Here is a 19,790-nt window from a genome sequence, read left to right on the forward strand (position 1 = left end):
TTTAAACATTACGTTCCACCGCGATAATCTCAGTATATTCAAACTCGTTCGGACTTTGTTTCAGCAAAGGATATCTTTCTCCACCCAACTCAATATAATCTTGTTCGCAATCTGGCTTAGAAGAATAATAAGTAAGTACATATTCTCTACCAATTCTCTCTGTCATTTCTGCTTCAACTTCACCCCGCCACTGAGTCTTAGTAACTAAAACTATCAACTGATTTGCTAATTGGGGAATTGTCTTTGCAATGTGTCGCCGCGAATTCTCATCCAAACTACCGAAGGGTGAATCCATCACAATTGGGAAAGTGCTACTATCAGGAATCATCATCATTTTTCGCTTCTCACTCCATTCGCGCACTTTGTCAATGATGCTGGCAATAAAGGATAAACTGAGAATTTGATTCTCGCCCGTGGATGCTGCAACTGGTGCTTCTATACCTGTAGTATTTTCTACTAATGTCAGTTCATATTTTTCACTAATTTTAGGAATATATGGAGTTACAGAAATCTCTGTAAATATCTCTTGTACTCGCTTTTCTAATTGCAGACGAAATTGTTGTTCTTGACGATTTCTAACTTCCGTTAACCGTTCGATTGCATCTTGAGTGGCGTTAATCCGGCGTTGTGCTAAAGTTTGCTTGTCTTCATTCAGCTTTTGTTTAGCAATTTGTTTATTTAAACCTTCAATTTCAGTTGTGAGTTGAGCAATTTGCTGCTGATTTGCACCCTGTTCTCGATTTAATTCATCAATTTTACTTTCAATTTCATCTAAGCGTTTTTGCAAACTGCTAATTTCTTCATTAGCATCTTTTCGCAACCTTTCTTGAATATTGTCTAAATCGCCTTCAATTTGAGATATGCTTTGCCTTAACTTATTAATTCTGGCTTGTTCTCTATCAACCTCTTCCCAAAAACCTATTGCTTGCTTATCAATTTCATCTACTTGAGCTATCATCCGAATTGCAGTTTCTTCCACCGCCGAAGAACCTGCTTTATTTAACCAGGTACTCACATGAGTATGAGAATGATTCCCTTCGTGTAACTCTGCACCACAAATACAGCGCTGAGAATTGAGTAAATCATTCACAAATTCTCGTGAAATTCCTGATGTTAACTCGCCGCGCTGCTTCAAATCATTGATAATTCCTCGAAATTGGGATGTAGTTTCTGAGAGTAAAACGGTATAACCCCGCGCGGAAATAACTTTTTTTAGCGCTTCCTTAGTTTTTTTATATTCTTCTTGATTCGCCGCTTTCTGCGATTCTAAATCCTGCCATCTTTCTTGCAATTCCTTAGCTGCACTAAGTTCTCGTAAACGGTTACTTGTTTCTTTTTTAAAAGTTTGTTGATATTCTAACTCTTCTTTAATTTCCGTTTGCCGTTTGGTAATGCGTTCGCGTTCCCGTTCTATTTTTTCTTGCTGTCGTAATAGTTGTTTAGTTTCAGAATCACCAATAGCTTTTAACTCATTTTCTAAAGTTTTTTTAGCATCTCCCAAATGTCTGATGGAACGGTTGATTACTTCTACACCCAAGAAAATTTTTGTAGCTTCCGCAATTTCAGCTTTTTTATCAGAACGGACTATTTCTTCAATTCGTTCGCCGTCAAAGAAAAAATATTGATGTAGAGTAGCGGGTAAAATTTGATTAATTATATCGTCTGGTTGCTGAGTTGGTATATTCCATTTGCCATCATCCCCACCAACCCACATCGTTAATTGAGTTTTGCTAGCGTCAAAATCACCTTCATTTTTATAACCCCGACAGGCGCGTTTAACTCGATAGCGTTTACCTTCATGTTCCCAGCCAATTTCTACCCAACATTCTACAGCTTGACCTTTTTGAGTTTCTGCGATCGCACGCTTATTAACTAACTGTTCTATCGATGCAAATGCCGCACTAAATTTATCATACAATACCCACGTAAAGGCATTCAGTAAACTAGTTTTACCAGAACCATTATTGCCATGAATAATCGTCGTGTTTTGAGCATCTCCCCCAGCCAGGATCATCTCTGGTGTCGTACCATAAAAGGAGCGAAAGTTGCATAGCTTGATTGAAGTCAGCTTCATCGCACCTCTTCCTTGATAATGTCCAAAATATTATCATTTATATGGCTGTTAATCTTTTTATCTAGCCTGCCTTTTTCCAGCTTCCATACCCGCTCGATAATTTGCCGTACTTCCGGCGGAGCGCTGGTTATTGGCTCCTGTACATCATCGATATTTGTCTCTTGTGACATATCGGATTTTGAAATAAAGTTTTTCTATATTTTAACTTTCTCTAGTACTGAAATAGCCTCCGTAAAGCCACTGTTTGCTTTATCTTTAAAATCCTACTTTTATTTGAAAAAGGCTTTATTATTTAATTGTTTTCTGTTATTATTTATTTTAAGTAATCTAGATAATAATGGGATGTAACTAACTTTAAAATTTTTAATTACATCCCATTATTTAATTCATAATTTTATTATTTCATACTTAATGCTTCTTTTTTCAAAACTAAAAAAATTTTACAATTGCTCATCAAATATCTAATAAACCATATCGCTTTTGTAAATCAAGTAACTTCATTCTTGCTTCCCCTGCATTATCAGCCAAATCAGCAAACTCCACAAAGCGACGCAATTCCTTTTTCAATAGATTACGCTCAACTTCTATAGTTTCTCTATCTAAATCTGGTGGTAAAACAATCATGTCAAATATAGTGGCGCGTTCTTTAGCCGGATGAGGACGTAAAACTCGCCCCCGTCGTTGAATGAATTGGCGAGGATTACCAGAACTTGATAAAATCACCGCAGTTTGAATTGCCGGAATATCAACACCTTCATCTAAACAACGAATTGCGACTAAACCTTGCAATTCCCCGCTTTCAAATTGATGGCGCAATATTTCCCTTTCTTGTAAAGTTGTTTGAGCTGTATAGGTGCTTACCTTGTACCCCAAATCCACACCCAGAATTTTAGCAACAGCTTTAAGTTGGCGTAGCGATGAACGTTGTCCCGCATCTTGGGAACCATCACTGCAATAAAAAAGAGTATGAGTAGTTTCGCGGCGAGTTGCCATTAAATCTCGCAAGGCAGTTAATTTATTTTCTGCTGCACCAATTAATCTTGCTCTTTGCATCAACAACGGCTTTAAATCTTCATTATCTTCAAAGTTTCCGCCATTTTCTCTATCTCTATATAATAGCGATCGCCCAATTCTTTTAGTTAACTTTAAATAGGCAATACTTTCTGCTTCAGTTAACTCCACCAACACCGGATAATAGAGATAATGCACCAAAGCACCTTGAGCGATCGCATCCCTCAAAGTAAACTCAGGTTGGAGAACTGGGCCAAAATAATCAAATAAAGATTGCGTACCAAAATCATCAAAATATCTTTCCGGTGTGGCAGATAAAGCTAGTCTCAACCCAACAGTGCGCGGTAAACTTTCTTCTAACTTAGGTGCGCCCAAATTATGCGCCTCGTCCCCAATAATTAAAGTTTTGGCGGGAAAATATTTGAGTTGAGACTGAAAACCATCTCCAATTAAAGTGGAGTTCGTAGTTATGACAGTAACAAACCGTTGAGAACCAGAACGCAGATTATAAATTTGAGTAGAAAGTTGACTTTGCCAAGTGCGTAGATTCTCGAAAGCTAAAATGGGTTGTAAATTAAATTTTTCACACTCTCGCGCCCATTGGGTGACGAGATGACGATAGGGACACACTACCAACAGAACTTGTAAATTAATCTGTTGGTAGAGTTCACAGGCTACTGCTAGTGCGGTAATAGTTTTACCACTACCAGTAGCCATTTTCAGCGTGCCTCTGCCATTGTTGGTAAACCAGCTAGCGATCGCTTCTCGCTGATATTGCCGTAATTGCAGAGACACAGGCATTCTTGGGCATCCTGGTAATGGTTGCGGAGTGTAATAACTGCCCTTACTTTCCCTTGCAATTGGTAATTTCAACCGGAAAGTGGGCAGTTGCTGCACTGAATTTTTCGTCAGGTACATATTTATTTAGTCATTGGTCATTGGTTGGTAGTTATCTTTCCCACTCCCCATTCTTCAGTTGTAACCTCGCCAAACACCGATGAGAGAACCTTGTACCTGCACTTGTTGAGCCATGACTTCAATGGGATTGTACTTAGGATTTGCTGGTTTGAGGGTAACGCGATCGCCTTGACGATAAAAACGCTTTAAAGTAGTACCGAACCCATCAACTCTAGCAGCGACGATGGTGCCATTTTTTAAATGATTTGGTTCTGCTACTGGACGCAGAAATACCACATCGCCATCAGTAATTAAATCTTCAATCATGCTATCGCCAGCTACCCGCAAAGCATAGGTTTGGGGAGGTAAATCGAAATTAGAAAAGTCTAAATGATCTACAGCATCAGTAAACGGTTCGATTAAACCACCAGCAGCGATCGTGCCCAAAATTGGTACACCTTGCTTCACAGGACGCAAAATCCGAATCGTTCTTGCTTGGCCTTCAGTCCATTCAATATATCCTTTAGTGCGTAAATGCTCTAAACGGCTTTGAATTGGTGCTGGTGACTTCAAGTTCATCGCTTGCATCATTTGCCTAATTGAAGGCGAATGCTGGTGCGATCGGATGTATTCTGCCAACCATTCGTAAAGTTCTTGTTGAGCTTCAGTTAAACGTTCCATAAATTTGTGAGAAGTAATTATAAATGTCTCTAGAACATTAGTACTACAAAAAACTCCCCATAACAAGAGAAAAATAAAAATATGAAAATCAAAAGCAAGAATATTCTCTTTTCTTTTACCAAATTTATTCTTGATTTTTACAAATTTTAAGTAGTTAAGAGCCAGCTGTCCACTCGCCATTCTGACTCTTAACTTTTGTACAGACGCGATTAATCGCGTCTCCTAACTCTTTTCATTTTGCCCCTAAAATACTTGCAAGTAAAGCTTTTTGAGCGTGCAAGCGATTTTCTGCCTGTTCCCAAACTCGTGATTGAGAACCTTCAATAACAGCTTCGGTAATTTCTTCACCACGATGGGCTGGTAAGCAGTGTAAAACAATTGCCTCTGGTTTTGCAAGGCTCAATAGCTGCTCCGAAATTTGATAAGGCTGGAAAATTGGCATTCGGTTGTCTGCTTCTGCTTCTTGCCCCATACTCGCCCAAACATCAGTGTAAAGTACATTAGAATCCTTAGCTGCTAACTCTGGATCATGAGTGACGAGGACTTCCGTTTTGTTATTAGTGATCGCTCTTGCTTGTTCTACAATCTTAGAATCTGGCTCATATCCGCTAGGGGTGGCAATTTTAACATTCATCCCCACCAAAGCACAGCCCAACATCAGAGAATTAGCCATATTATTGCCATCACCCACGTAGGTCAAAGTTAACCCAGCAAGGCTGTTAAAGCTTTCTTGAATCGTCAATAAATCAGCTAATACCTGACAAGGATGTTCTGCATCAGTAAGCGCATTAATTACCGGAATCTTGGCATAGTGAGCAAAAGTTTCTAAATCTTGCTGTGCAAAAGTGCGAATTGCCAAAATATCCAGATATCTGTCTAAGACCCGCGCCGTATCCTGTAAAGGTTCCCCGCGACTAACTTGAGTTACATTAGGGTTGAGATCGATTACCTGTCCACCCAGTTGATACATCGCCACAGTAAAACTTACCCGCGTGCGAGTTGAAGCTTTGGAGAACAACAACCCCAAAACTTTATTACATTGCAACTTCAACTGTTGTGATTTAAGTTGAGTTGCCAATTGCAGGAGTTCTTGAAGTTCCGTAGGACTTATGTCCCCTAGACTTAGTAAATCTCGTCCGAGCAATGCTGCCATGCTTGTAATCTGTAAAAAATAATTATATATTTCTGTCCCTTTATTCAGCTGTGCTAAGAAAATACAGTTTTATACCTGCACCCAATATTTTTGCGCCCAGCCCAGATTGGAGTTAGCTTTTGCCATGCATCCTAATTTATTAACTTTATCAGCGAGCAAAATCACTACAATTGCAACGCTAACTCAACCATCTAGATACACAAAAGCAGCAATATAGATATTTTTTAGCAATTACAGCTAGACAAATAAATTAATTATGCTACCATAAGAAATTGTGGTTGCTACTTGAGAAAAATCAATAAAATTGCCAGCATAGCACAGTGGTAGTGCATCCGACTTGTAATCGGAAGGTCGCGAGTTCAAATCCCGCTGCTGGCTTTAAGTGATACATAAGTATTTGAACTGTCGATTATGTACAGTAATTCAGCCAATTGGCGATACTGGAGTGCATCATATCTTAAAGTGCAATATGACCGTAGAATGGCATGAGGATTTTCGTCCATTTTCTAGTCGGGAATATCAGCCTTTGGTGGCTGATATCCCAATGGCTTATGCTAGTTTCTAAAGTTGATGTGCGGTTAGAAAAGCTTGAACTTCAGCATCTGTAGGTTGAGAAGCGATCGCACCTGGTTTAATGGTAGTCAGTGCCCCAACAGCACTGGCATAAGTAACGATGCGTTTTGCGATTTCAGCATCCCGCAAGCTGTGGATGCCATGCTGACTCAACTGGTGGATGAATCCTGCTAAAAAGCTATCCCCTGCGCCAGTCGTGTCAACTACGGGGATGGAAAAGGAAGGTAATTTGCCTTCGTTCTCACCCAGACAGTAGCTGCAACCGTTTTCTCCATCTGTTACTAGTACTCCTTCAATTGAAGCAAGGCGGTAAGTGATGGCTCCGGGATCTGCGGTTTCAAATAGCCATTCAGCTTCTTCTTTGGAGAGTTTGAGAAAATCCACTCGCTTAAATAATTCTGGAATTTTTTGATGAGCGATGTTTGGCTCGTCCCAAAATACAGGACGCCAGTTCACATCCAGGACAATCTTCAAATCGTAATGTTCTGCTAACTCTAGGGCGCGGTGAATTGCCACTTCACTTTCAGGATAGGCTAATTCTAAAGTACCCAAAACCAGAAAATCTGCCTCTTGAAATAGCGAATTTGGCAATTGTTTAGCTTGCAGGCGAGTATCGGCAAATTCTGCGGTATCATACTTACCAAATCCGGCGAAGGTGCGATCGCCTGCTAGATCCCGTGTAACATAAACTTGCCGCGTTGGTGCTGTAGAATGGCGTTGTACCCCCGTTGTCTCCACACCTACATCTTGTAATAGCTTGACCAGTGCATTCCCTGCTTCATCTTCACCAACGGCTCCGATAAATCCTGCTGGCGTCCCCAGCTTAACTAAAGCACAGGCTACGTTAGCTGGTGCTCCTCCGGGATACGGAGTCCAAGATTTTACTTCTTCCAGCTTTAGCCCCAATTGATCGGCTAAACAATCAAACAAAACTTCACCGAGACACAAAACACGGGGATTGCTCATTTTATTTTAGATTTTAGATTTTGATTTTGGATTAGTAATTTACAGTATAAAATCTACAACAATTCTCGCTAATCTGTCGCCAGCCCTTCATAGAATTAAATGGCAATTTTTATTACTCCATAACATCTATATGCTTATGAATATCGTCTAAATGTTGTAAGTATTAATACTAGCTCTTTGTAGATAAATTAGTGTAATTTAATGCTTGTGTGATGCTATAGTTTATATTTTTGCCAATTTTAAATCCAAAGAAAATATTGACAATTGGATTACTGCTAAAACTTGAAACCCCTCCCAACAAAAGAATCTTCTAGAATTAGAAAGAGTGATTAAGTACATATACCAAGGGAGGATAGAAATAGTCATGGCTGGTGGCAAGTCTGAGACCCCCGTTAGTCTGTCAGACAGAGAACTGCAAATTATCGACTTAGTAGCCGCTGGCTTAACTAACCAAGAGATTGCAGGAAAACTGGAGATTAGCAAGCGTACAGTTGATAACCATATCAGTAATATTCTTACCAAGACCGAGACGGAAAATCGAGTAGCTCTTGTTCGCTGGGCTTTACAGTGGGGCAAAGTCTGTTTGAATGATGTCAATTGCTGTACTCTGCCTAACCAGATTGAATAAACGATTTATTTAGTAGCAAGGTAATTGCTCTGGTCTGGTATAATGGCAAGCCAATCTTGAAGTTTACTGATTATTTCCCTCTTCACGCCTAAGTTTTCAGTGTGAACACTCTACCAAAAGTTCCGAGTCCTTCACTCAGCCGGAGTTTATGTTAGTGGAGCCAGCTGACCCTCGGACTCGGAAACTATAAAAGATCAGAATTTCTTACTAAGCAGAACAAATGTAGGAATGGGGAAATGAGAGAGCAGGGGGAGTACGGTAAGCAGGGGAAGAAGAATTATTACCAATGCTCAATACTCAAGTGTAAGGGGGAAGTGAAAGGCTTAATGCAGGTTCTTTTTCCCCTTTTCTCCTTGCCCTCTGCACCTTGTCCTGTTTCCCCATGCCAATGCCCAAACTCAAAAATCATCCACAAAAATTAGCAACAATTCAGTGGTGCAAGCGTTACATTTGAAAGAAATCTATGTTGCCCCATCGGCTTTGGGAGCAGTGTTCCAATGAATACTTCCGCTTCTTTTGAGGGTAGCTCGTCTCCCTTTAAATTTTTGAACTTTGATTTTACGACACCTGTATCTGAGAAAATTCCGAGTCTTGAAGACCGATTTTCAGAGTTTCCGCAACCCACACAAGATACTGACTTACTCAGACAGCTATCGTTTATTCCAGGTTTGAAAGAAATTCTGATGATACGGCAGGTTCATGCCTTAGAACACGCTACTGTTTGGGTTCTTAGCGAATCAAAAAGTGCCTATCCTGCCAAAGGTGAACCTACTAACCTTCAATTAGATAATGAACTATTAGGCGGTTTGTCTACTGAGCAGGGATTCTACCTCTATGGTGAGGTGAATATTAGTGATTTGCGGCGTGCGGTCATACTTGCTCGACATCGCCTCACCAGTGGAGAATGGGATTTGGCTGTACATCCCCGTTGCGGCACAAATTTATCAGTAGCAATGCTCTTAACAGCTGGACTAGCTGTTGGTGTGCATCTGTTACTACCATTTCGACCAATCGAGCAACTTATCGGTTTGGGGTTAGCAGCAACGACAGCCGCCGAACTCGCACCTGATTTAGGTTCTATGGCACAGCGTTACCTAACAACAGCCATTCCTTTTAACCTAACAATTGACAATATTACTCGTACACGCGACGTTTGGGGGCGTCATGCACATTTTGTTAAAGTGGGCTGGCAAGAGTAGGGATGAGGGGGATAAGGGAGACAAAAAATTTTTCTCCATAGTTTTCTCCATCTAGTACAGGTTTTATTACAGCCATAAAGCCCAAAATTAAAGCATGAGTGACTTTTGACTTTTGACTTCCGGCTTGCGGCACTCCCCTAAAAAAATTATGAGAAAACTTTACTTCTTACTTCCTGGTACAGATGGTAAATTTGCCTGTGGTGGTCTTTGGGCTGAGTTAAAAGCCCTTAATTTGGTTCAGCAATTCTGTAGTGCTGATGTTGTAACTTACCGCCAACGAGAAAAAGGTAAGCTTTTTATTGATGATTTGCTAAAAGAGAAAAATTTAAGTGATGTAATTTTTATCATCAGTTGGGGATTTGATGTAGCTCAACTCGTGGCTAAACTTAAGCAATACAATGTTGTTTACCATGCACATAGCGCAGGTTATCCATTTAGGCTACCTCCAAGTATTCCAATCATCACTGTTAGCCGCTATACAATGGGATATTGGGGAGAAAAATCACCTAATTCTCTAATTTATTATTTGCCAAATCAAATTTCTGATGAGTTTCAAAATTTGGGGCTGGAACGGGATATTGATGTTTTAGTTCAAGCTCGTAAATCTTCTGAGTATTTAATTAAAGAATTGATTCCAGCGTTACAAAAACGTTGTAAAGTATTGGTTGTTGATTCATATATAGAGGATTTACCTGGACTATTCAACCGAGCTAAGGTTTACCTGTATGATTCGGCTGAGTACTGGGCACAACAGCGTGTTAGCGAAGGATTTGGTCTACAACCAATGGAAGCTCTTGCCTGTGGTTGTCAAGTATTTTCTAGTGTCAACGGTGGACTGGCTGATTATTTAGACCCTGGATTTAATTGCTATAAAATTGCTGGATATTCTCAAGAATATGATGTCCAACGGATTCTAAAAGTTATTGATTCTTCGGTAGCTTTTAGTTTGTCTGAAGAGTTTTTGGCTGAATATCGGACTGAAAATATTATTAAGCGTTTCCAAGTTATTCTGGATGAGTTAAATGAGTTTTTTGATCACAAGATACAGCAGCCATCTAATATTAAAAGTTTAACGAGAATACGTGTGGCAAAATTACTCGCTCAGAGGATATATGGGAAGTTGAGGAAGAAATATTTTAAGGAATAGAAATGAACCGCAGAGGCGCAGAGATCACAGAGAGAAGAGAGGAAATTGAATGAGTCGGCGGTTATTAGTTACTGGGGGTGCGGGGTTTATTGGGGCGAATTTTGTGCATCACTGGTGTCAGGTTTATCCAGGTGATCGGGTGGTGGTGTTGGATGCGCTTACCTATGCGGGAAATCGTCTAAATTTGGCGCTGGTTGAGGGAAAAGAGAATTTTCGGTTTGTGCAGGGGGATATTTGCGATCGCACCATCATAGACGAGTTATTATCAACGGAAAATATAGATATCATCGCCCATTTTGCTGCTGAATCTCATGTTGATCGTTCAATTCTTGGGCCTGCTGCTTTTGTGCAAACTAATGTGGTAGGAACTTTCACCCTGTTAGAAGCTTTTCGGCAACATTGGGAAGCAAAAGCACAACCATCTGATTATCGTTTTCTACACGTTTCTACAGATGAAGTTTATGGTAGTTTGGGCGCAAATGATCCAGCTTTTTGTGAAACCACACCTTACGCTCCTAATAGTCCCTATTCAGCCTCGAAAGCTTCTAGCGATCACTTAGTGCGTGCTTATTACCATACTTACAACCTTCCGACAATTATCACAAATTGCTCTAATAATTACGGCCCTTATCAGTTTCCTGAAAAGCTAATTCCCCTGATGTGCATCAACACTTTAATAGGTAAGCCATTACCTGTTTATGGTGATGGTAAAAATGTGCGCGATTGGCTTTATGTGGGCGATCATTGTGGTGCTTTAGATGTGGTAATCAATCACGGTCAACCAGGGGAAACATACAATATTGGTGGCAATAATGAGGTGGAAAATCTCAACCTGGTGCAGCTTTTGTGTCAGATGATGGATGAATTAGCACCTGATTTACCTGTGCATCCCGCAAAGCAGTTGATTACTTTTGTCAAGGATAGACCTGGACATGACAGGAGATATGCAATTAATGCGAACAAGATTAAAACTCAACTTGGTTGGACACCTTCAGTAACTATTGCTGAGGGTTTACGTTTAACAGTTGAATGGTATCTCAATCATCGTGATTGGTGGGAACCTCTGCTGTCTGCGGAATATCAAGCTTATTATCGCAAAAATTATCTGTAGAATTACCTAAAATAGCTATCTCGTTAATTTCCCGTACACGGACAACGAACGACGCGCAAGGATGACAACAATGTGCCGTAATCGTTGTCTTTTGCATATTTCTGAAATATCTCGGTCAAATAATTGTCGATTTCTTCCGGGTGCTTACGGAAGTATTCTTCTTCAAATTTATCGAGTGTTCTAAATTTTCTCACAGCTTAGGTACTCTCTTTTCAAAAAATTATCTGGCTCCCACAATTTCTCTAAATAATGACTATCCTTGAATATAAGAGAATCAGAGTAAATTGCCAGCAGGTGTCAAATGCTGCAACCAGAACAAATATTACAAGAGCGTTATCAAATCCAACGCCAACTCGGCAACAATGGAATTCGTCAAACTTGGCAAGCATTAGATTTACAAGCCTCTGATGGCGAAAATTCGACCGTTGTGGTCAAACTTTTGGCCTTTGGCGGTACTATCCAGTGGGATGATTTGAAACTTTTTGAGAGGGAAGCACAAATACTTAAACAGCTAAATCATCCCCACATCCCTCGATATATAGATTATTTTTGTATCGACGATCGCACACTCTGGTTTGCTTTAATACAAGAATATATTCCTGGTGAGTCGCTCAAGGAAAAACTTGCTATTGGCGAAAGGTTTAGTGAAAAGCGAGCTAGAAAAATTGCTGTTGAGGTTTTAAATATTCTCATCTATCTACATGAGTTAAATCCAGGGGTATTGCATAGAGATATTAAACCGAGTAATTTAATCTGGGGTGAAGATAATCGGATTTATTTAGTTGATTTTGGTGCAGTTCAGGATAAAGCGGCAAGAGAGGGCGTTACTTTTACCGTTGTCGGTACTTATGGCTATGCCCCAATGGAGCAATTTGGTGGTCGAGCCGTTGCGGCTTCAGACCTGTATGCATTAGGTGCGACTTTGATTCATTTGTTAACAGGAACTTCCCCTTCTGATTTACCCCAACAGGATTTACGGTTGCAATTTGCAGACCGAGTTAACTTGAGTCCCAGTTTTGTCAATTGGCTACAAAAGTTGATAGAACCTGCTCCAGAACAACGATTTACTAATGCCCGCGAAGCGCTAAATGTTCTCAAATCTCGTTTGGCTATCAAATCTGCAAACAAGAATCAGCTTTTGCCGCTAAAAGAAATAATCAACAATTCTGGATGTGGGATAAATAATCACAATGAAACAGTCCCAGAAGAAATTCTCGGTTGGAATTGGGGCGCATTTCTCATGCCTTGGTTGTGGATGTGGCCGAATCAAGTGTGGTGTGGAGTGTTCTGCTTTATACCAAAGTTTTCGTGGTTTTTGGCGATCGCATTCGGTGCAAAAGGCAATGAATGGGCTTGGAAAAGTAGACGGTGGAACAGTATTGAACAATTCAAAGCGCATCAAAGAGGCTGGGCGATCGCTGGTATTCTAATTGGAGGGCCTATTAGTATTATGATGTGGGTTCGAGCGATCGCTTTGCTTAAGGCTGTACTGTAAAGCAGTCTTTTGGGTAAATATCAAGGAAAGATTTTTTAGGCAGATAAGTATAACAATACTGCTCGGTTAAGAATATTTGTAGGTTGGGTTGAGGAACGAAACCTAACCTACAAATATTCTTAAATAAATAAAACATATCCCTCTCCGACTCGGAGAGGGACAGACTTGAACTTTAGTTCAAGGCAGGGAGAGGTTCGTCGAACTCACGTTAAGTTGACTACCCTACCAACTCCATTTCTAACTACTAACTTGCGATTCAACTACACCCACGGGACAAGAAACATTTGTCCCTCCCAAACCACAATAGCCGTTGGGATTTTTAGCCAGGTATTGCTGATGGTAAGCTTCAGCGTAGTAGAATTCCGGCGCATCCAAGATTTCTGTAGTAATCTTGCCATAACCTGCATCGTTGAGGGCTTGCTGATAAGCTTCTCGCGATGCTTCTGCTAGCTGCTTTTGACTTTCGGAATATACATAAATTCCCGAACGGTATTGAGTGCCAGCATCATTACCTTGGCGCATCCCTTGGGTTGGATTGTGGCTTTCCCAGAAGACTTTGAGCAGTTCAGAATAACTAATTACTTTCGGATCAAACACAACCAACACAACTTCATTGTGACCGGTTCGCCCACTACATACCTCTTCATAAGTGGGGTTGGCTGTGAACCCAGCAGCGTAACCCACTGCGGTGGTGTAAACTCCTTTAAGTTGCCAGAATTTGCGTTCTGCACCCCAAAAACAGCCCAAGCCAAAAATTGCCTTCTCTAATCCATCGGGATAAGGGGGTTGTAAGGGATTCTTGTTGACATAATGAGCCGCAGGTACTGAGATAGATTGTGCCCTTCCTGGCAAAGCTTCCTCAGGTGTGGGCATAACTGCCTTTTTGCCAAATCCGAATAGTGCCATTGATTTTGACTCTGATATATATCTTTACCTTATTTACTATTGTAAAGATTCTCGCGATCGCTTGGGGTTTTCTCAGAGTCCTAAATACAGACTTTTACTTCAATGGGCTTTGTTAACCTTGTGGCACTAGTCCATGCTATTCATCAATATTATGAAAATTATAAAACTTTTCAAGGATAAATTGGCGTCAGAAGATACTCATGGATAAAATACCAAAAATTGACCGTCAAAGGGAGCATCAAGCGAACGAACGTACTTTTCTTGCTTGGCTACGCACTTCAATTGCATTGATTAGCTTTGGTTTTGCTATTGCCCGATTTGGTATATTTCTGCGCCAGTTGAATATTGCTATTACTCAACAAGAACCTCCGGTAAATCCATTATCCAATTCAGAAAATTTGGGTTTGGCTTTGGTAATTTTTGGAATTTTGGCTGTTGCGTTAGCCGCGTGGCGATACAATCAAGTTTTCTGGCAAATTGAACGAGCAGATTATAAACCAAATAGGTTAATGGTTTGGATAATGACCGGAGTAGTAATGATTTTGGGACTTCTCAGTATTCCTTTGCTTTTAAGGCGTGATAAAGTCCCTCCTCATTCTCCTGTTCCAATTCAACCACAGTCCCGAAATTTGCAAATATCAACCCTAAACCTCAATGTTAACAAGGGGACAATTACTACTCTATACAAACAAATATTTTTGTTTTTGAAATAGCTCATTAGATAATGGCTAATAGTATGCTTACTATTCGTTAATTATAGTAAATCTGCTTTTTAATACCAATTTTTTATGAAGCTGCATATAATTCGATCCTCCCTAGCCCCCCTTAATAAAGGGGGAACCGGAAAAAATCTATCAAAGTCCCCCTTAAAAAGGGGGATTTAGGGGGATCAAGATATATGCAAATTCACATTAAATTGGTATAAGATGCAATTACGAATTATATTCCCTTTATTTTATCTTCTTGGAAGAAGTATTGATTTAAAGTATGGCAGATCATGTTACGTTATGCGCTATAATTCATAATTCAAAATATTTACCGATACTGAGCAATTTACGACAGATAAGAGCCATCCTCCAACACATTTTCTACTGGGAATTTAACGTTTTTTGGTACTCTACCTAAGTAATTACATTGTCGTCCCAGAGTCGCTCGTACCATTATGTAAGAATGTAGATATTTACCCCACATGAGTAACATCTAAGGAAGTTTTTATGAAAATAGCATATATAATTTTGGCACATAAATATCAAAAACAATTAGTACGTCTTATTTATAAACTAAACACAGATGATGTTTCATTTTTTATACATATAGATAAAAAAGCCGATTATAAAATTTATCATCATGTACTGACTCAACTCAAGGATTTTCCAAATGTCTTTTTCATAAAGAGATACAATTTAACATGGGGAAGTTTTGATATTGTCAGAGCTAGTCTTGAAGGAATAAAATCAATAGTTGAAACAGGTAATTATTTCGATTATGTCATATACTTATCGGGTCAAGACTATTTGATCAAGTCAAATGAACATATTAAGAAGTTTCTCCAAGAACATAAAGGGAGAGAATTTTTAGAGTATTTTCCACTACCTTGTGATAAATGGTATAAAGGAGGTTTAACAAGATTAGGAGCTTGGCATATTCGTTGGAAAGATAGAGATTTTTGTATCCCAGAAAAGCGGGAATTTAAATCTCGCATTAACTCTTTTTTATATTCATTGTTGATTTTACTTTTACCGAAAAGACATAAATTTACTGAAGGCTTTGCTCTTTATGGAGGTTCAGCATTTTGGTGCTTAACAGGAGAATCCATAAAATGGATAAATGATTTTGTTAAGCAAAACCCTAAGTTTATTAATCGTTTTAATTACACTTATTGTCCAGATGAATTGTTTTACCAAATTCTAATTGTAAATTCACCTTTTAAGGATAAAATTATTAACACTCGCTTGACATATCTAGAGTGGTCTAATGTTAATGCCCTTCACCCCAAAATTTTAGAAAAAAATGATTTTGATAAAATTAGAGAATCAGAAGAATTATTTGCCAGGAAGTTTGATATGACTATAGACCCGGATATATTAGATATGATTGATAAAATAATATTGAGTTAATCATAACTTACAAATAAATTTTGAATTTTGGTCGTAGAGAAGAAATAATAAATGTTCTCGACTATTGAACTTTAGACAAAAAAGAGTGGTTCGCTTAAAATAGCCGCGAACCAAACGTATTTAAGAAGAAACTGCTAAATTAGCGTATGAATATGCGAATTTAGAAAACTTTAAATAAGTTTTATATAACGGAATGCGTTACACAAGCATTCACTAAAGGTAACAGAGGCCCTAGTTGCTCTTGTCCATTCACGGCCAAATCGCTGTGACATAAATAAACTCTCTTGGATACACGAGACAATAAATCTGTCAAGATTCTTTGCAATCTTTGTTCTTCTGCCAATTTTTCATCTTCTGCTGTCCAAGGTTCGCCTAACCTGTCTCGCAGGAAAAACGGCGCACCAAACAAAGTTGCTGCACCACCTTTGGCCCATAGAGGTGAACCAGCATCCAGCCAAAAATGCCAACGGTGCGATCGCCTACTAGATCGATATTGAAATATAGTTGCTAGGGTGACAGCTTTTCTCGCTCCACCAATAGGACGCACAGGGTAAGGGTTGGCGGTAATAGTACCACGTCGCAGTAATTGAATAAATTCGATAATAGTTGTGTGAGGCGTTGTCTCAACTGGGGCAATTTGTCGTAATCTGGTGTCAATTTCCCAGTAGTGTTGGGCGGTTTCTAATAATTCTCGCAGTGCTGCTAGTTGTTCGTAGGGGAGATTACTACCATTCCACAAAAAACGTTGAATTGCTCTGTCTAAGAGAGAAATGGGGCTAGGAATTAACCGCAGTTCTTGTTGCGATCGCTGTTGTTCTAACCACTGTAATATCTCACTATAGGCTGTAGTCGCTGCATAGCCGATTCTATCCCAGCGCTCGAAGGCTGATACTGGTAGCAAGTTGGGGCGATCGGGATGCGGTACAAAGCAGTAATCTGCAATCAAACCAGCGCGTACCGGATCAATATTTGTAGAGACGCGATTCATCGCGTCTGTTCTAGATACCCGATTCATCGCGTCTGTAGAGTTTTCTGGTGTTTGTTGTTTCCTACTCAACACAACTAGCATTTCTGCCACGGCATCCCGATCTACTAAGCGTCCCAAGCCGGGATAAACTAGTGCCAGCATGGTGAGTAATGCGCGAATGACGGGTGAACTAATTAACGGACGTTGGTCATTGAGCGATTCTACTTGAATGTTTTGCTTAACCAGTATTTCTACTAGAGTATAACGAGCGATCGCATCTAAACCTGGTGCAATAATCGCTACTTCTTCTGGTTCTATTTGCTGTGATTGAATGGCATCAGCAATTACTTCTGCTGTTTGCCGCAATAGTTGGGCGCGGGAGGTAGTTTGAATTGAATGCACCGTTTTTGGTAAACTCAACAGTACCATCGGTTCTGTGAGTAATTCCACCATCTGTTTAGCTTGCTCACCAAGGGACTCTGGAGGGGGCCCTGTCAAGATTTCAACCCGACAACGTTCTGCTAACCCTTCTAGGTAGTTGGGATCTGCTCCCAATCCTAATCGCACTGCACCATCGGGATTGTAACTAAACGCCCCGACTGCACCTTGATCTAATAGCAACTCAAACAAAAGACGCGCTACGCTAGGATAATCATCAACATCATCCGCCAGTACCGCCTGATAGCGTTTAGTTAGGTGCTGCTGGTAATTGCGATCGCTTAATAAATGCTGACTATACAGTTCAGTAATAATCCCATAAGTTAGTAACCCCCTCTCTAAACACCAGTTACGCCAATCTAGGAGCAAAGAGGCCAGAAATTCTGGCTCTAAAGTTGTAGTATTTTCCCCCAAACCCCTTGTCAAAATCTGGGCAATATCTTCGCAAGGTAAACCACTATAAGCTGCTAATTGCAATAAGTCTAGAATGCGACGCACCAAGCGAGATTCATTTACTCCCGCAACACGTAAAATTTCTTCGTCTAATTGGGGACGCCAGAGTTTGGTTGCTAATTCTTGCTCCGTTTCTGGGCGCAATCTTACCGGAAACTGTGCTTTCAGGCTCAAGGAGTTAATTAGCAATGGCCAAAATAAAATAACTTCATCCTGGAAAAAACCTAGTGGTGTCTTGGCACGTACCGGATATTTTCCTAATGTAGATGTAACAATTATATCTCCAAATTCTCGCCGATTATCATCATTAGCAGCTAAGACTAAAACTCCTGGCTCTGTTTGTTTAAGATATAAAAATTCGGGTGTATGAACGCCTTTTTTACGTCCTGATTTTTTAGTATAAAATGATTCAACATACTGTTTCTCAGGTTGTACCCAACTACAAAATTGCTCTACCAAGCGAGCCGTCTTACCACTGCGGCTAGTGCCAACAATCCAAACCGAATGAGAAACCACAAACTTTCTCCTTGTAGATTTGCTAGTATACCTCGTGCGTTAACTTAAGGTTAATAGTTACCAAATAATGCTGGATGATTGTCTCCAATGAAAAACTCTGTTTTTAGCCAAAAAATCTATTCTTTCTTACTTGATACTTACCGATGGTACTTACAAACTCCTGAACGTTCTTTAAATCAAGCTTACGATGCAGCATTAAAGATTAAGGAAATAGAAGACAAGCATTTCAGTGGTAATAAAATAGACACTGACTCCGCCATATACAGTAACAGCGTGATGGATTATTTTGAGTCAGACCTAAAAAAGCTATTAAAAACTGTGAGGATGCGGCTTACAGAGTTGAAAGCAAGCCGTTGGTTTCTAAATGAAGAGAATCAAAAAGCTGCCGAGAAAACAGGTATAGAGTTTCTCAGTCCTTCTTTGGTTTTGGAAAAGCTTAACTTTATCGATCAAGTTATATCCAAATACAAAACACTTTCCGATCAAACAAGTTCCAAAGCTTTAGTGGTTCAGCCTCCAAATCTAGCAGTTAACCCTGTGATATCTGACGAAAAATCGCTGCTCGTCAATAATCCAACGTTGCCACCCAAAATAACAACTCAAGACTGGGAGACAAAAGCAAGACCAAAGGGTAAAGTTGATACAACAGGCGTTTTACCCCGCTCTATTTTAAGTACTATCACTCGTCTGCAAGTTGAATTAGATCCTAATTCAGAACAAGAAGTAATCCAAAGCTTTCGTCAAGCTCAAAGAAGAACAATAATATCTATTAGGTTTATTTTACTATTAATTATCGTACCACTTCTAACGCATCAAATAGCAAAAGCTTTTGTAGTAGGGCCAGTTCTTGAGAAGTTTAGAGACACAGAGCAAATGCAAATATTCCTCAATTCCGAAATGGAAGAGGAAGCCCTTGGAGAATTAGAAAGATTTGAAGAAAAACTCCATTTTGAAAATTTCATTAAAAATGCCCCGCCACTGTTGCCTGAACAGATAGAAATTGAAATGAAAAATAGGGCGGTTGAGCTTGCTGAAGAATTTCGTCACGAAAGCTCTAATGCTATCAAAAATGTTTTTGCAGATATTTTTTCGGTAGGTGCTTTTATCTGGCTTTTACTCGTCAGCAAGTCTTCTATTGCTGTGATTAAAGATTTCTTCGATCGGATTGTCTATGGACTTAGTGATAGTGCCAAAGCATTTATCATCATTTTGTTTACCGATATATTTGTAGGTTTCCACTCTCCTCATGGCTGGGAAGTACTCCTAGAAGGTGTATCGCGTCATTGGGGATTACCAGCAAATCGAGATTTTATCTTCTTATTTATTGCTACATTTCCAGTGATTTTAGATACCATATTTAAATATTGGATATTCCGATATTTGAATCGGATATCGCCTTCAGCAGTTGCAACTTATCGGAATATGAATGAATAAGAAGAGGGGAGTAGGGAATAGAAA

16 protein-coding genes, 1 tRNA gene and 2 pseudogenes are annotated in these 19,790 nt (G+C 39.7%); 10 read left to right on the top strand and 9 right to left on the bottom strand.

Going from position 1 to position 19,790, the window contains the following annotated elements; translation table 11 throughout:
- Nucleotide 1 precedes the first annotated feature (1 nt).
- From V7K25_RS28535 to argF, 5 genes are all read right to left on the bottom strand, one after another.
- Nucleotides 2–2,074 (bottom strand): AAA family ATPase, encoded by a 2,073-nt coding sequence (locus tag V7K25_RS28535; protein ID WP_335162856.1) that lies wholly within the window; start codon nucleotides 2,072–2,074, stop codon nucleotides 2–4.
- Nucleotides 2,071–2,244, bottom strand: a complete 174-nt coding sequence (locus V7K25_RS28540; protein WP_334834704.1) for a hypothetical protein — start codon at nucleotides 2,242–2,244, stop codon at nucleotides 2,071–2,073. Before V7K25_RS28540 ends, V7K25_RS28535 begins: the two co-directional genes overlap by 4 nt.
- Nucleotides 2,245–2,527: 283 nt before the next feature.
- On the bottom strand, nucleotides 2,528–4,003 hold the full coding sequence (locus V7K25_RS28545; protein WP_335162858.1) for a DNA phosphorothioation system restriction enzyme: 1,476 nt from the start codon (nucleotides 4,001–4,003) through the stop codon (nucleotides 2,528–2,530).
- A gap of 54 nt (nucleotides 4,004–4,057) precedes the next feature.
- Entirely contained in the window at nucleotides 4,058–4,663 is a 606-nt protein-coding gene (gene lexA, locus V7K25_RS28550) for a transcriptional repressor LexA (RefSeq protein ID WP_104909820.1), read from the bottom strand.
- A gap of 232 nt (nucleotides 4,664–4,895) precedes the next feature.
- A complete protein-coding gene (argF, locus tag V7K25_RS28555) occupies nucleotides 4,896–5,816 on the bottom strand; it encodes an ornithine carbamoyltransferase (protein WP_335162860.1) in 921 nt (306 codons plus the stop codon).
- Nucleotides 5,817–6,122: 306 nt separating this feature from the next.
- On the opposite strand from argF, the gene V7K25_RS28560 reads away from it, so the two are divergent.
- Both V7K25_RS28560 and V7K25_RS28565 read left to right on the top strand, forming a co-directional pair.
- Nucleotides 6,123–6,194, top strand: a tRNA-Thr gene (locus tag V7K25_RS28560).
- Nucleotides 6,195–6,213: 19 nt separating this feature from the next.
- Nucleotides 6,214–6,381, top strand: coding sequence for a hypothetical protein (locus V7K25_RS28565; protein WP_335162862.1), 168 nt, complete (start codon nucleotides 6,214–6,216; stop codon nucleotides 6,379–6,381).
- Here V7K25_RS28565 and V7K25_RS28570 read toward each other — a convergent pair.
- A complete protein-coding gene (locus V7K25_RS28570) occupies nucleotides 6,378–7,355 on the bottom strand; it encodes a carbohydrate kinase family protein (RefSeq protein ID WP_335162864.1) in 978 nt (325 codons plus the stop codon). The genes V7K25_RS28565 and V7K25_RS28570 overlap by 4 nt on opposite strands.
- A gap of 364 nt (nucleotides 7,356–7,719) precedes the next feature.
- Between V7K25_RS28570 and V7K25_RS28575 the strand changes: the two genes are divergently transcribed.
- From V7K25_RS28575 to V7K25_RS28595, 5 genes are all read left to right on the top strand, one after another.
- Nucleotides 7,720–7,983, top strand: a complete 264-nt coding sequence (locus V7K25_RS28575) for a helix-turn-helix domain-containing protein (protein ID WP_069073632.1) — start codon at nucleotides 7,720–7,722, stop codon at nucleotides 7,981–7,983.
- A 497-nt stretch (nucleotides 7,984–8,480) separates the two neighbouring features.
- Nucleotides 8,481–9,182 carry a DUF6391 domain-containing protein gene (locus V7K25_RS28580; RefSeq protein ID WP_335162866.1) on the top strand — a complete coding sequence of 234 codons (702 nt, stop codon included), beginning with the start codon at nucleotides 8,481–8,483 and terminating at the stop codon, nucleotides 9,180–9,182.
- Between the two features lie 148 nt (nucleotides 9,183–9,330).
- Nucleotides 9,331–10,329 carry a glycosyltransferase gene (locus V7K25_RS28585; protein WP_335162868.1) on the top strand — a complete coding sequence of 333 codons (999 nt, stop codon included), beginning with the start codon at nucleotides 9,331–9,333 and terminating at the stop codon, nucleotides 10,327–10,329.
- Between the two features lie 49 nt (nucleotides 10,330–10,378).
- On the top strand, nucleotides 10,379–11,440 hold the full coding sequence (gene rfbB / locus V7K25_RS28590; protein ID WP_335162870.1) for a dTDP-glucose 4,6-dehydratase: 1,062 nt from the start codon (nucleotides 10,379–10,381) through the stop codon (nucleotides 11,438–11,440).
- A 301-nt stretch (nucleotides 11,441–11,741) separates the two neighbouring features.
- Complete coding sequence (locus V7K25_RS28595; protein ID WP_335162872.1) at nucleotides 11,742–12,935, top strand: serine/threonine protein kinase; 1,194 nt, start codon at nucleotides 11,742–11,744, stop codon at nucleotides 12,933–12,935.
- 237 nt (nucleotides 12,936–13,172) lie between these two features.
- Here V7K25_RS28595 and msrA read toward each other — a convergent pair whose 3' ends face one another.
- Nucleotides 13,173–13,841: a peptide-methionine (S)-S-oxide reductase MsrA gene (msrA, locus tag V7K25_RS28600; protein ID WP_335162874.1), complete on the bottom strand. Its 669-nt coding sequence runs from the start codon at nucleotides 13,839–13,841 to the stop codon at nucleotides 13,173–13,175.
- A gap of 200 nt (nucleotides 13,842–14,041) precedes the next feature.
- Between msrA and V7K25_RS28605 the strand changes: the two are divergent.
- Nucleotides 14,042–14,476: pseudogene (locus V7K25_RS28605) on the top strand (YidH family protein); the annotation flags it as partial.
- Nucleotides 14,477–14,897: 421 nt separating this feature from the next.
- Here the strand turns inward: V7K25_RS28605 and V7K25_RS28610 are convergent.
- A pseudogene (locus V7K25_RS28610) lies at nucleotides 14,898–15,041 on the bottom strand (IS4 family transposase); the annotation flags it as partial.
- 14 nt (nucleotides 15,042–15,055) lie between these two features.
- On the opposite strand from V7K25_RS28610, the gene V7K25_RS28615 reads away from it, so the two are divergent.
- A complete protein-coding gene (locus V7K25_RS28615) occupies nucleotides 15,056–15,958 on the top strand; it encodes a beta-1,6-N-acetylglucosaminyltransferase (protein WP_335162876.1) in 903 nt (300 codons plus the stop codon).
- 181 nt (nucleotides 15,959–16,139) lie between these two features.
- On the opposite strand, the gene V7K25_RS28620 is transcribed toward V7K25_RS28615, so the two are convergent.
- On the bottom strand, nucleotides 16,140–18,332 hold the full coding sequence (locus V7K25_RS28620; protein ID WP_335162878.1) for a recombinase family protein: 2,193 nt from the start codon (nucleotides 18,330–18,332) through the stop codon (nucleotides 16,140–16,142).
- 78 nt (nucleotides 18,333–18,410) lie between these two features.
- On the opposite strand from V7K25_RS28620, the gene V7K25_RS28625 reads away from it, so the two are divergent.
- Nucleotides 18,411–19,766, top strand: a complete 1,356-nt coding sequence (locus V7K25_RS28625; protein WP_335162880.1) for a proton extrusion protein PcxA — start codon at nucleotides 18,411–18,413, stop codon at nucleotides 19,764–19,766.
- Nucleotides 19,767–19,790: the final 24 nt, after the last annotated feature.

The sequence above is a fragment of the Nostoc sp. genome, assembly GCF_036919495.1.
Classification (GTDB): domain Bacteria; phylum Cyanobacteriota; class Cyanobacteriia; order Cyanobacteriales; family Nostocaceae; genus Nostoc.